General features: G+C 42.4%; 8 protein-coding genes. All 8 read right to left on the bottom strand.

Annotated features, from left to right (window positions below; genetic code table 11):
- Positions 1-14: 14 nt before the first annotated feature.
- Positions 15-3,203, bottom strand: a complete 3,189-nt coding sequence (gene trhN, locus ACOT1A_RS23150) for an IncHI-type conjugal transfer protein TrhN (protein ID WP_000776701.1) — start codon at positions 3,201-3,203, stop codon at positions 15-17.
- Positions 3,204-3,221: 18 nt separating this feature from the next.
- A complete protein-coding gene (trhU, locus tag ACOT1A_RS23145) occupies positions 3,222-4,277 on the bottom strand; it encodes an IncHI-type conjugal transfer protein TrhU (protein WP_181231580.1) in 1,056 nt (351 codons plus the stop codon).
- Positions 4,278-4,421: 144 nt separating this feature from the next.
- Complete coding sequence (locus ACOT1A_RS23140) at positions 4,422-5,933, bottom strand: TrbC family F-type conjugative pilus assembly protein (RefSeq protein WP_001256132.1); 1,512 nt, start codon at positions 5,931-5,933, stop codon at positions 4,422-4,424.
- The gene (trhF, locus tag ACOT1A_RS23135) at positions 5,920-6,432 is read right to left on the bottom strand and encodes an IncHI-type conjugal transfer protein TrhF (protein ID WP_001286760.1); all 513 of its coding nucleotides are present in this window, start codon (positions 6,430-6,432) and stop codon (positions 5,920-5,922) included. The genes ACOT1A_RS23140 and trhF overlap by 14 nt, the downstream gene beginning before the upstream one ends.
- 277 nt (positions 6,433-6,709) lie before the next feature.
- On the bottom strand, positions 6,710-11,014 hold the full coding sequence (gene rsp, locus ACOT1A_RS23130) for an IncHI-type conjugal transfer protein RSP (RefSeq protein WP_001232109.1): 4,305 nt from the start codon (positions 11,012-11,014) through the stop codon (positions 6,710-6,712).
- Between the two features lie 119 nt (positions 11,015-11,133).
- Positions 11,134-11,688 (bottom strand): plasmid transfer protein, encoded by a 555-nt coding sequence (locus ACOT1A_RS23125; protein WP_000235773.1) that lies wholly within the window; start codon positions 11,686-11,688, stop codon positions 11,134-11,136.
- Positions 11,689-11,696: 8 nt separating this feature from the next.
- A complete protein-coding gene (locus tag ACOT1A_RS23120; protein ID WP_000836981.1) occupies positions 11,697-12,122 on the bottom strand; it encodes a hypothetical protein in 426 nt (141 codons plus the stop codon).
- Positions 12,112-12,564 (bottom strand): H transfer determinant A, encoded by a 453-nt coding sequence (hdtA, locus tag ACOT1A_RS23115; protein ID WP_000952689.1) that lies wholly within the window; start codon positions 12,562-12,564, stop codon positions 12,112-12,114. The genes ACOT1A_RS23120 and hdtA overlap by 11 nt, the downstream gene beginning before the upstream one ends.
- Positions 12,565-13,056 lie beyond the last annotated feature (492 nt).

Raw genomic sequence — 13,056 nt, 5'->3', positions numbered from 1 at the left:
TAACGGCCCCTTCTTCAATATTTCGGCAACTGCTTGCCCGTAACCGGATCCAGCGTAGTTGAACCTACCTCACATATGGCCGGTCGAGGTAAATAGCTACAATCTACATTTTCCTCTTTTATAGCCTGAGCATTTTCTTGTCTGGCCTTTATCATATTTTCTTCACCGCCCATTGCTTCCTTGGTACGTTCTGATGGAAGTTGATAGTTCTCATTCTGGAATGGTAAGTTTTCCACAATTGATTCTTCGGAGAATTTTGAATATTGATCAGGAACTTCTCCTACCTGAACTGCATCATTAATCCACTCCGTCAGATCAATTTTATCGAAATCCAGTTGCTGTATTTGCTTTATTGATAGCCCCACGCAATTAGAGGCGACAGGGTCTATTCCTAATTGCGGATAAGCTTGTTGCATAATAACGCGTGACAACATGGAATTATAACAGCACATGTCTGTTGCTTTTTTAACGCATTTCTTTGTGAAACCAACATTCAGATATTTGACGCATCGTTCCGTATCTAATGTAAAACAGGATTTTTGATTCTTATGAATAGAAGCTTCCATCTCTTTCTGGTCGCATGCTACCAACATTTCTAAAAGCATTTTAGTGACCTGATAGGCTGTATAAATCCAACCGATCACGTTTAATGCAAGCATAAAGTTTTGAACCGCAGCCGAGAAGACAACCTCTCCTCCGGTAGTAGCAACGTTCTTAAAGACAAAGTCACGAACTGTATCTGGTAGCAATTCGTAGGCTTTCTTCATTGCCATCTGCTTAAGCTGACCTATACCGAAGCTGGACATTGTTTCCTGTGCCAACTGGCCAGCACCTCCTGCCCCTCCAGAAGTTGCGGAAGACCCAACTGCCCTGCTTAGATTACCAGCGACGTTTTCATATACGCTCGTTAAGGAGCTCGTGACGTTGTTCCACATTTGCCCTACTGTTTTACCAGCTGATGCAGTCCACTCTCCGACCGCATTAGACATAGAAGCCCATGTACCTGTATCACCGCCGGTCCATTTTATTAGCTGAGCATTAACTCTGGTCCAGTTTGTGTTTCTGATCATAGATCCGGCAAGCATGATACCTTCAAGTGCTCCTGCGGTTCCCTGTGGTGCTTCGCAGCAGTCCGTCTTTGCCAGGCCATTTACAAAGCCTACTGAACGACCACACCATTCAGGTTTTCCTTCAAAGACGGAACATGAATTGGCATCGTTAGGGTCTTCGCATTTGGCTTCGCCCTGCATGTACTGAACCATGTTTGAATAAGCCGCAACTTTTCCAAAATCGTTGTTCTCTTCCTTTGGCCCAGTTTCGCATGTTCCACCTGAACATGGGATCATGCCAACACAGGCATTTGTAGAAGATTCAACCTCCCGAACTACATCCTTCCCTCTGTCACAGGTGTATTTCTGTTCATACATGTAGCAACTGTTAGTGCCCTCATCGAACCAACCCTCTGCACATGTTTGTTTATCGAGTACACATGCTGCATCATTTTTATAAGCACTACATGCATCAGGCATACTCTTTATTTCTTCATAGTTGTAACAGAGGTCCTTTCCATTAGCGTCTTTCATAATTTTTCCACTAGCGTCATAAGAGCAAATTTTGTCTTTGGCCAATGGATCACAAAAGTAGCCTTCAAGGTTTGTCTTCCAGGTAAGAAATCCTTTATCACCTTCATACAGAGGCTTTGCCAATGAAAGCACGCTTTCCGGAAGCCGTTTTGTGCCAACATCCATATCTTTAAACCGATCGAAACGGCAGAATGTATTCGGAGCTTGTACAGCATCGTAACAACCAGCTGGTTCCTGGACGTGCTTATCTTCGAGCTTCATATTTTCAAAAGTCAGCTCAACCTCAAAATACCCTTCACCCTTCCCACCAACCCATACTCTGGATGCCATTGTCACTTCTCGATCAGGCTCCTCATACACCGATTTTCTGACCTTATCAGTCACATCGTAAACCTTGTCGAGTTTCCACGATTTTTTTAACTCCCAAGATCCCTTAGGAGCCGGATAGTCACTTTCTCGATATGCACCATCTATGTGAGCAAAAATCTGCGTGCCATCAAGTGTTACCCGCATGTGGTCATCCCACTCCGCGTTAACAATCTTTGCTGAGGCCAATTTTGCATCCGGATGGAATTTTAATGTCAGTTCGTTATCATATACCCCGTCACTCCAGTAGTTGTCATCACGGCGACCAAACCATATACGCACACAATTATCGCCGCACATCGACATGTCTCCGTTTCCGCCTGAAATGTAAACAGGGACTGAAAAATCACGGGTTATCGTGCAGCTGCTGAAGTTATCTTGCTTAGGCGAGTTACAGTAGAACTCTTTGTAATCAGGATAGTGTGTGGTTACTGTTTTTTTAGAGGTCTCAACATTACAGTTCTGAAGCCAGTTTCCAGTACCAGCAACAGCATTTGTTATCTCATTTCTCCCCGCAGTAAACATGGGATCGTTAGGCTTTATAGATGATGCCGGGTTGTCCTTGTTAGCATTTACGAGGGTGCGGTAGGCAACGCCATCATAACTTTGAGCATCAAATAACTGGCTTTTCCGATTCTTTATATCGTTTACAAAGCCATCCTCATCCCCATAACGATCTGCGGCATTGAACTTAATATCGCTGTGCTTTTGCTCTGAGCTGAAAATCTCTCCGGTATTTGTTTTGGTTCCAGGAGTAGTATTGGGATTACTGCTTATACCAATGTTGCCATTAGCATCCCGAGAGAGCAGCTTTGCCCCTTCCTTGGTATAGTTTGAATTGATTGTCCCTCCAGACATACTCGGCAGTTGTACGGCGCTACCAATGGACTTTCCATCGGATGCGGCATTTTTCATGACACTTTCATTTGAGTTCCCTGCCCCATACTTTCCGAGATTAAGATTAGCGGATTCGGCTTTACCCACGTATTTCTCGGTGATCTTCCCACTGACATTCTCGCCTGAATCCGCATTCTTGTACTTCTCAACAATGTCCTGAGCACTGGTTGTCGCATTGCGATTTGCGTTAGGATTAGCAAGATTAAAGTTACTTTCGAGCTGGTCAAATATAGCGTCTGCCGCATAAATACGAGGAGTCATTACCATATTTATGAGAGAGATATAAAAAGCCCAACTCATAGTATTGGCAATCATTGATGCAATAATAGTTGAAGCTATCGTTTTTCTAAGTTTCATTATTTTTACCCTTAGAAATCAAGCGCCTGGTATATATCTGACGCAACAGTCATTGTAACGCCACAACATATAGACATAATTATCATTGCCTATTTTTTTGCGCCCACCTTTAAGGGTTGACCAGTCATGTACCGAATCACCAAGACGATGACAGCAATCCGGCCCTTTCGCCTCAGGAGTTGGGAAAAGCATTGAAAGCCGATACTGGGAACGAGGTGTAAAGTATTCCCACGTTTTCTCACACATTGCGTCTGCTCCCATCGTTCGCATCAGCATTCCCTGGCGATGTAGTTTAGTCAGAAGACGCTGGGTTATCAGTGAACTCGTCCTTACAGCGTCATCATTTGCGTAAATGTGGCCGGTTAATGGATAAAGGTTGCCATCGCATCCGGCACAAAAGTATGCAGCGAGATTATCCTTTCCTGCTGTTACTGCTACACAGTCAGCAGCGCACACCATTGAGGCAATTGGGTTTGCAAAAACTACTGCCTCTGGATTCAGGACGAGTGTAAGCAGATCACTTTCCCACATAGGGTCCACTTCGCTTATATAGGTCAGGCTGGCATCTATATAGGGTTCAGCAGTGCACTCGCCAATAATCAGTAATTTGAGCATTGTCATGATTGGGAACTCCCAAAGATGAACATCGTAAAATCCGGCTTCAGTTGCTGTCATTGGCTGATTTGTGTTGCTTTTACCAATATCAAACTGCGATTTTTGAAGCATCGTGCCTTCAAGAAAGGGGCTGCACCAGGGGCTCTTTACAACTTCTACAATCTTCACCGGCTGAAAGAAGCTCAATTGCCAACCTATTTCCGGTACGCCGTTCTGATCTGTGCAGTAGCAACCCGGACGTGAAGGAGCAGCGCCTTCTGGAGCTGCCCCTATGCCCATTATCCTCATGGGAAAAATGCAGCTCCAACAGATATTCTTAATCAAGCCCTGCCACACTCCAGCTGACTGACACATAGCCCCAGGGACTCCAGCATCTGCTGCCATAGCCATACCCGGTATAGAAAGCGAAAGCATAACTGCTACAATGAACTCTAAAAGTAACTTTTTGAATTTTTTCACCATCATGCTCACTTGGATGTAATAAATGTTGCAACACTTTCGATATAGTCGACGGCTTTGGTAAAATAACTTCTCATCTGGTCCGGATAATTTAGCGTCAGCCATGTTGCAAAGAGAGCGCCTATAATAAATCCGAGTTTCATCTTATTTTTCCTCTGAAAGATTTGGGGCTCCGATACCACGGACTTCTGCCTCGCTAAACAGGGTGATCCGGAATTTATCTTGGTCAGTAGTTATAAGCGCAGGTGTGTTTTTAATCTGAAAGCGTGAGATGATCTGTTCGTTAACTTTAAACACCTTACCGTTAAATTTTTCACGTAAATCATTTAGGTGATCCCATCCATTATCTTTTTGGATACGGGTAAACATTGGCATTACTTTTCCACTACCCAGACGTTGTCGATACTGCTGCTCAGCCCATACCAGCTGGCCCGGATTGAGTGGATCGAAAATTATCATCGTCAGGTTTTGAGGAAATCTCGAAAGTGGATTAATCAACTCACCGGCGGAAGCTATTACACGGCCCTGCTTATCTTTTACGTCCTGAGTGACCCTCACTGTAGGGTCAATTAAAAATTCTTTGTGTTCCTGGGCAGGAGGGAGGTCGACCATCCATTGATTTTTCCATGTGTCAGAAACGGCCCTTTTTTTTGCACCTTCCCAGTCATATTTTTGTGCACGTTCTTCCAGTTCTTTAATGATGCTCTTTTCTTCAACGGGATAAGTGGTACCAGCAACCGGGAAAATATCCTGATCGGGTTTTTTAGCAAGTTCTCGCTGAAAAAACTCAACGTTGAAGGAGCCTACCATTTTTGCAAAACGAGCTTGCTCCCTAGAAATAATTGTCGGTACTTGAGTTACTTGATACTGACTGAAGCTATCAGGATCAATTGTAATCAAAGGAGATTCAAATTTTCCTTTGACAATCATTTGGTTTATTGCTGCCTGTGTCTCTGGTAGCCGAGTAGTTCCTTTCTTTAGACCATTGAAAACTACACGAGCTTTATGCTCTGAGGCCGTACGTAGAAGGTCTTCCAGTACATAATCCGGCAAGCTAAATGAAGCAAAGATCGTTATTCCATTTTCAGTTGATAGTGCTTCTTCACGTGTGCTATCCATTTTTCTTTCGAAGTCAGCAGCTGTGATGCCCGAGGAACCAAACAATTTTTCGATATTTTTAGATTGTCCTCGCATGACTTCCGGCTTATTTTCCACAGCTTTCAGAGCCGCTTCATTAAGGCTGGCGTTTTCTTGAATTTCATCACGTCTTCTAATTATATCGTTGACAGCTTCAGAGTTATTACTTTGGGCCCTGATAGCCTGGGTATGGTCTATAACTGCTTGAACACTATCCGCATTCATACCGGGGACGTAACCACGGTTTATTTGCTTGCTCAGGTCCTGGTTTTTTTGGAGTGCTTCAGCTTGCGCTATGTACTTCTGCACATCTGGTGATTTTAGCGTAGCATCAAGGCTAAGAGCCCCATCTGGCTGCTGTGCACCTTTAGCCTGTGCCCCAAGCCCTTTTGCTTGCTGAGCGATTAGGTCAGCATCATGTTGATACTCAGTGCTTGCATTTGTATTACTTAAAACTGCACATAACGCAAGTCCAGGAAGTATTGGTAAATATTTTTTATTTACATTAAAAGATCGCATATGTTTTCCCAATTACTGAATTCAGCTTTACTGTTCCCCAAAAACGGGAATCCCATGAGTGATCGGTTTGCCCAATTAGGAAAACTTCGCCTTCAGGAATTATCAATTCTTTTTCAATCAAAATGGACGGAATATTGTATTTCTTCGAAATACGACGTGCATTAGCTTCAAAAAATTTGTCCCCGTTATAAACCCCATCCATTGTTACTTTAAGTTTGTCACCGCCCACACCGGCAACAATTTTTATGACTCGTTCATTTTCTGGGATAAAACGTACCGATTTCGGCATGTTAAATGCTATGAGTTCACCAGTTTTAATACTTTTATCCGAATGATCAATCATATAAAAATCAGCAGGCAGGCACCCATTCAATAAACCGTATCCAAATGTATAACGGGTGAAAAAGACACACATAACGAGAATCAGCAATAAAATATTAAGGGGGACATACCAATCCAGTATAAGCAGCCCTCTCTTTTTAGGTATGTAGTCGCTCATATTTTTCTCACTGGCACTGAAGAATATTTTTACTAGGCAGATGCACCTCTATCCAAGTAATTATTATCCATGTTTTTCAACGCTCGGAAGTCTGCAAACCAACCTAATATTCACCTATAAGAATGTTAATTCCTCAGCATGTATACGCAGCTTTGTTAGCGGCCATGAAAGATGCCTTTGGAGCAAAGTTACTTTCCGACATTAATTTTTCAAAGGTCCAATTATTGGGTATAAAAAAGCCGGGACATAATGTCCCGGCTTTATATTTAAAAATTAACTACTCACTGCTTGGTATTGATACAGTGTTTTCAGACTTACTTGCCTCTTCAGCCGGTCCGAAAACTGTCACGTGCTGTGTTGCAAAGTCTCCACTATCATCATAAGCAATTACTTTTATGTCCTGCTTACCACGGTTAAGGTTTTTAGAAAGTGTAGCCGTACTACCGAAAACGTTCCTTAATTCGCCGTTGATGAACCATTCATATCTAACCATTTTTCCATCAGTATCATCACATTTATTGGTAAAGCTCCAGCTTAGGTTGGTTTCCGTGTAGCTCAATGTACAATTAGGCACTGCGTTTTTAACGACATCAAACTCAACAGATGCTGAACCTCTCTGTCCAAGTTTACTAACAACATCAATTGTAATCTCGTATTTCTTTTCTTTTAAACCCGAGATCAGTTGAGCCCAATAATTTTTGCCGCTGGGTATTACTTCACCGTTCACCTTGTATGTGACCGTATCTATCGAGTCCGCCGAATGAGATAGCTTGATGTTTGACCTTAAGGTTACATCGAGTGGAGCTCTCATATATTTGTTAGAGAACTTGGGTGTCATCTCAACGTTCATTGGCGTTTGTTCATCGACAACAAAGGTATTTTCGATACGCTGTTCATTGTTTCGGTTATCTTTGAAAACAACCATCAATGTATATTTGCCAGGATTTTCAATTGTAAATTCTTTGGTGTCACCTTCATCTTTAGTGATTACCAGATTCTCTTTGTCGTAGATCCATTCACGGGAATAAGTAACACCAGGATAGTCTCCATCCTTAATACCGCTCAACGCAACGCGTAGGGTGGTCGGTGCCATGTCGTATTTAAGTTTGGAGCTTATTTTCATCTCGGGAAATTTATAAACCCACGATTTGACAGAAACTCTACGGGTAGAAACCGTATTCTCCTTATTGTCCGCTAACCATGCACTGTATTCAAAAGCAGCATATCCCTGTTTATCCAACATTTGCTCAGTAAGGGTAACAGACAGTGAAGAGCCCTTAAATGTCTGGCCATCCGGTGTTTTCCATTCTTCAACTACGTTATTACCATTCTGGTACTTACTGTTAGGGTTCGTGAACTTACCTTCCAAAGTAACTTTTTGACCAACCTCTACCTTTGAAACCCCCGTTACCGAGACAGAAAGGCGCTTGGGTTTTGCGGCTGCCAACCGAGCAGACGTTTCCTTCCATGAAGACTCCTCTGCCAGTTCATCGGAATCAAGGTAACGCATCCGGGCATAAATCGTAGACGGTAGGGTATCAGCTGAAGCCACAGTGTAAGTTGTATCTCCCTGCACCCAGTTGACTTTATCCTCTGACCAGAGAACCTCAGCGGTGCCTGCTGGTATAGGTTCATCGTTATCAAGCAGGGTTACAGGTATATCTGAGCCCTGAAGAATGTCTGTAACATCTATACTGAGCTTAGGCTGCTTGTAGGTAACTACCGTTAAGGCATCTGTGTAGGAAATCTTGGATGTGAATTTATTAGTCATTTTTGCCCTATAAAGCCACTTTCCTACTTCTGTCTTTTTGATACTTACACTTCTCTTTCCGGTCATGTCGGAAAGCATGGTCCAGGTTTGACCATTATCAGAGGACTGCTGCCATTCGGTGGGGGCGAGTGCATCAGAGTTAGCCGTACTGGCAGATTTGAAGCTTACCAGAGTACTAAGTGGGATCCTTCCGATAATAAGGCTTTTCGACAGGTTACCCTCCAGTTCCTCACCTTTATAGATTCGAATGCCTACAGCACTGGTCTCACGTTTCATTTCAAAATCAGAGAATGGCGATCTGACCTTAGCCACACCAACCAGACGCATATTACCCAGATCCATATTTTCAATTTTAATCTTGGTTTCGACAATGCCCGCATCATTGACCGGCAATGCTTCAGTCAGCGCAGTTCTTTCGTATGTAGTTTTATAACGGCCTGTTTCTGGATCTTTGCCGTATACACTTTTTTGAGAGTATATCGTGACGTCCCATTCTCCCATTGTTTTACGGTCAAATGCACTTTTACGTGTGGAGTTGTTATAACGCCCCACTGTTACCTTTAAGGGCACTTCAAGAGATGTGGCTGTTTTTTTGTCATCCACTTCCATCGATGCTCGAATATTGAAATCAGGCACCGTATATACGTTGAGGGTGTCTGTAGTTCTTAATTCTGGATCCTTTGAGTATTCTACAGCTATGTCAAAGACGTTCTTTGTCCACAATGGTGCAGCAGCAACCTTGACCCTTTGTACAAAGGTCGTTGCATCGTTGTTTGAGGAACGATTTTTAAATGACGTTTTGACAGCCTCAGAGCCGTTTTGAGAGACGATCATCGTAACGTCAGCTGGTACCACCTTCGCTAATATTCGAGCGGCCTCCCCCCCGGTCGTATAAGCCAGAGCAGTGTTCGGATTGATGCCTGCTATGACTTTATTCTTTTTGTAAGAGATGATCGGGTTGTATGGTAATTGTGTGGTCAGAGTACGGCGATTCCTTGCGGAAACCGCTTTAGAGCCCTTCCCGTTAATCATATAGACTTGATAGTCGAGCAGATTCTCACCTGTTTTATTAAAGAATCCAGTTAGACCCGGGGTACGTCCTTTAAAATAGAACTCCAACCCATCAGGGACATTGTTCCACTGAGGGTAGCATGCTGTAACATCTGATTTTTCCCCATACCAGGCGAGGTAAGCATTCGCATTTTCCTCTGTGGTAAACAGAGTGCATTTATCACCAGCTGTTTGACTAAGCAGGTCCGTATACTGACGTACGCGCGAGTAAAGAGTTACGTTTTTTTCCAGATTCTTAAGAGTGAATCCAGTAGGTTGATAAGTGAACACGGTACTGAAATTTACGTTTTTTCCATAAAGGTTTTCAGCCACCACAGTAATCTCGTGATCCGAATTAACTGCTAAATCGTCTCCAACCGGCAGGTAGTAAATACCTTTATAATTTGTAGGTGTTAACGAAACTACTTTGTTGTCTATTGTTACTGATTTTATGTCAGCAACCCCAGCCTGCCCCTGGAAAGCTGCAACGATAATCTCGTTCAGGAAGTATACGGGTGCTCGTTTAGTTAATACCTGCCCATCTTTGAGAACCATAAGCGTTGGGTTATCAGACAGCATCAGTTTGCTTTCAGGCTCAGTGTACGTAGAAGAGTTTTTGCTCGTATTTTCTACTGTAAAAGTCGCTGCGTAGGACCCGTTTATAAGATCCGTTAAGTCAAAGATATAGAGGTACTCATCACCGACTTTTTGAGGTCCACTTACCGGCTGTAAAGTTCTACGTAAAGGGGTTGCCCAGGACTGTTTGAAATCAATCTCAGTGCCATCATCTAAAGTCACTTTAGTCGTCGGCTTAAACACGCCATCCGGAGTCATAGTGAGCGACATAGCTGTTGGGAGCCACCATTCACCTTCTGTTTCTTGCTGGGGTACCTTAACGGCCACAGCAACGGTTTTGGCTCCGGTATAGATGTCCTGGCCACCTACTTTGATTGTTTTAGCCTCATCGGTAAAATTCCAAAGTGTATGGTCTACTACAGGAGGCCGATAATCCCAGTTAACAACAAGCTTTTTGGATTCAGGAGGTGCGAAATAATTATTCTTAGAGTTTGCTGTAATTGTGATATCACGTGAACCCAAAAGTTCATCTGTATCACTGGCCTTAATGCTTCCAACTTCAATGGTACAGGAAGTTCCGCCAATAGGTACTTCACAGGCGGAGCCTGAACCTATTGAGATGTATTGAATATAATTGCGGGGTTCAACAGAAACAGCGATATCTTTGATCGCTTCATCCTTTAAATACGATTTGAAAGAAAAGCCGTCATAGACTAATCCGTTCAGGGATGATTTAAGACCGGTGATAGTTGGTTTTACCGGTGCCACACTTTTGATTGAATATTCACCTTTTACTATTTCAACTTTTTTCCGTTCAGAACCAGAGAAGTAAGAAATCTTGTAAGGTAGTTTTAAATCACCGGTGGTGTTGGGAACGCCTGAAAGAGTGAAGCCGTTAGAAGTTAATCCCAAGGTATTGGGTAACCACTCGAAAAAACAAACGAGGTTATCAACAGAGGAAGTCGCTCGATCATCAACCGTTACATTACAGGCTGTGCCTGCACCTGAGGCAGTGATAGTGTTAGAATTAACGTATGCAACAAAGTCGCCCGGCCCCGGGTCAAAGGATACGGCTGGCAAATCAGCCTGTAGCTTTCCTGAAATCATAATCGCTTCAGCATAGACCGCTTTAATCGGAGCAATTAAAGAAAACAACAGGGCTAAACCTAAACCTGATTTTCTCATGACGAATACCTGTTTTTCTGAGCAAAATTAAACTCACTTTACGATGAAAAACAGAAATATCCGTTCGTATAACATTTAAAAAAACCTGTATTTTTCCGTATATTCCGTATGTTAATGCGCTATTTTGAATTCTTGGCTTCAGATAAGCGAAGCGCGGTAATTATAGACTCGGAGCTTACCCAGGGCGTTTTTTGAGCAAGATATCCAAGTATGTAGAGGCCAATTTTAACGCAATCCATTTGTGAGACGGGGACCATGTGCATGAAGGGTTTTAAGCCATCTTTATCGACTGGAACTATCCCTGCGGATAACAACAAACCGCCCCTCTCGTTTGGGGTAACGCTTATATTTTTGTATACGACGTGGCCATGATGTGAGGTTTTCCTCTTATCAATCTTTAAAGTATGCATGATTCTAAGAAATACAGATGCCATCTGCATAACTTCATTCGTCGACAATTTTAGAAGTACAGAACGGTTTGAGCCCCAGTCATAATCTTTTTTTGCGTTCCTTGGAGCGACGTGCAATGTAAGATAATAATTATCAATCTCATTTGAAAAAGGTGAAGGTTTTGATGAGCTAACATCTTCATTGTTCATCTCAATGACAAGGGCTGCATCCTGACCAAATGCTTTAACATTATGGTTTTTAAGAGCGAAGTCTGAAGTTGCCATATAAAAAGTCACTTTTGATAAAACCACATACCGCCTAATGATTCATCATCGGCAAGATGCTTGAAATTTGATAGTGTAAATCCTGTTTTGGTTTCAGAAATCACCAGGCTGTAAGATGCCGTATGTACAAGGCGAGAATTGTTTAGATCAAGATCATCACAAAAACCAGGGCTTTTGACGGGGTCAGCCTTTTCAACAAAAGTTACTTTTGAAGCGATGCCGTTGATCACGATTTTCTCGTTATCAGCAATTTTAATGTTTAAAGAAGGCGAGCTTTTATCACATGGCAGGAAGAGTGATGTCTTTTTAAATGTGTTTCCAGTGAAGTCCAAAAGGTCAGGTTTAACCGGAACATTGTTTAGGATTTTATAAACTCCAGCAAATGCACATAACACAACAAAACCAGATAAAACATATCTAATCTTAGACTTCATCCCCCAGTTCCTCTCCTAAAAGTTTTAACGCGCTTACGCACATAAGCCTCAACTGATACAGTAAGTTATCAGCGGTTATTCCACCAACGAAGGTAACTGTACGTCGTATTGATGCTCCGCCAGGCTCGCACTGGATATGGCCAATACCAGAATCACGGAGGAAGTCATTTTCTGCACTTACAAGGTCTGACTCTACAGGTGGAATGATAACTTCAATGAGTATTGTATCAACTGGGGCCCACTCCCAATCGAACTTAAGAGAGGAAATTGGGGATATAGAAACAAGAAGCTCATCAATATTAAAAATTACGGGTTTTATTCCCATAACCTCAGACTGAATGAAGTGGCTTTCTACCATAACTACCGGAAACTCTGAAATAGTCAGAACTCCGATTAACTGGTCTCGGCGTAAACCATGTATTAGTGAGTTGCGAGATAGCATTCGATCAGCCTTTATTATAATAATCAATCATTTGGGACAAGGACAAAAGGGATTACAGAAACGAAGATTCTACATGAACATCGTTGTCAGTGACCTTAGGTCCATCGGGTATAAGGGTATCAAAAAATCCTTACATAACCATTAAACCACAAAGACTTTTTACGTAAAATAATAATTAAGTACCAGATTTATTAAGATAATTCTTAGGTTTTTTACAAATTTAGGAAAAATCCGCACTTCCTGTAACAGCATCCAAATTAACCTAAAATACCGTTTCATTAACAGTAATTTTACAGATTCAGCTGAAGCCTGAGTTTATTATAACAAAAAAAAGGCCAGCAAGTATGCTGGCTTTCCTGGTAAGACAAGTTGAACTCAGAAGTCGATTGTACTGTCTCTCACCTATCTTGCGGCTTTGTTGAATAAATCGAACTTTTGCTGAGTTGAAGGATCAGATCACGCATCTTCCCGACAACGCAGACCGTTCCGTGG

The organism is Enterobacter cloacae complex sp. SYL003, from assembly GCF_049236925.1.
Classification (GTDB): domain Bacteria; phylum Pseudomonadota; class Gammaproteobacteria; order Enterobacterales; family Enterobacteriaceae; genus Enterobacter; species Enterobacter intestinihominis.
This window is presented reverse-complemented; position numbering and strand designations above follow the sequence as displayed.

Excerpts from the sequence above, each read along its gene's own strand:
- trhN (WP_000776701.1), bottom strand. The coding sequence starts at position 3,203 with ATGAAACTTAGAAAAACGATAGCTTCAACTATTATTGCATCAATGATT.
- ACOT1A_RS23140 (WP_001256132.1), bottom strand. The coding sequence starts at position 5,933 with ATGCGATCTTTTAATGTAAATAAAAAATATTTACCAATACTTCCTGGA.
- trhF (WP_001286760.1), bottom strand. The coding sequence starts at position 6,432 with ATGAGCGACTACATACCTAAAAAGAGAGGGCTGCTTATACTGGATTGG.
- rsp (WP_001232109.1), bottom strand. The coding sequence starts at position 11,014 with ATGAGAAAATCAGGTTTAGGTTTAGCCCTGTTGTTTTCTTTAATTGCT.
- ACOT1A_RS23125 (WP_000235773.1), bottom strand. The coding sequence starts at position 11,688 with ATGGCAACTTCAGACTTCGCTCTTAAAAACCATAATGTTAAAGCATTT.
- ACOT1A_RS23120 (WP_000836981.1), bottom strand. The coding sequence starts at position 12,122 with ATGAAGTCTAAGATTAGATATGTTTTATCTGGTTTTGTTGTGTTATGT.
- hdtA (WP_000952689.1), bottom strand. The coding sequence starts at position 12,564 with ATGCTATCTCGCAACTCACTAATACATGGTTTACGCCGAGACCAGTTA.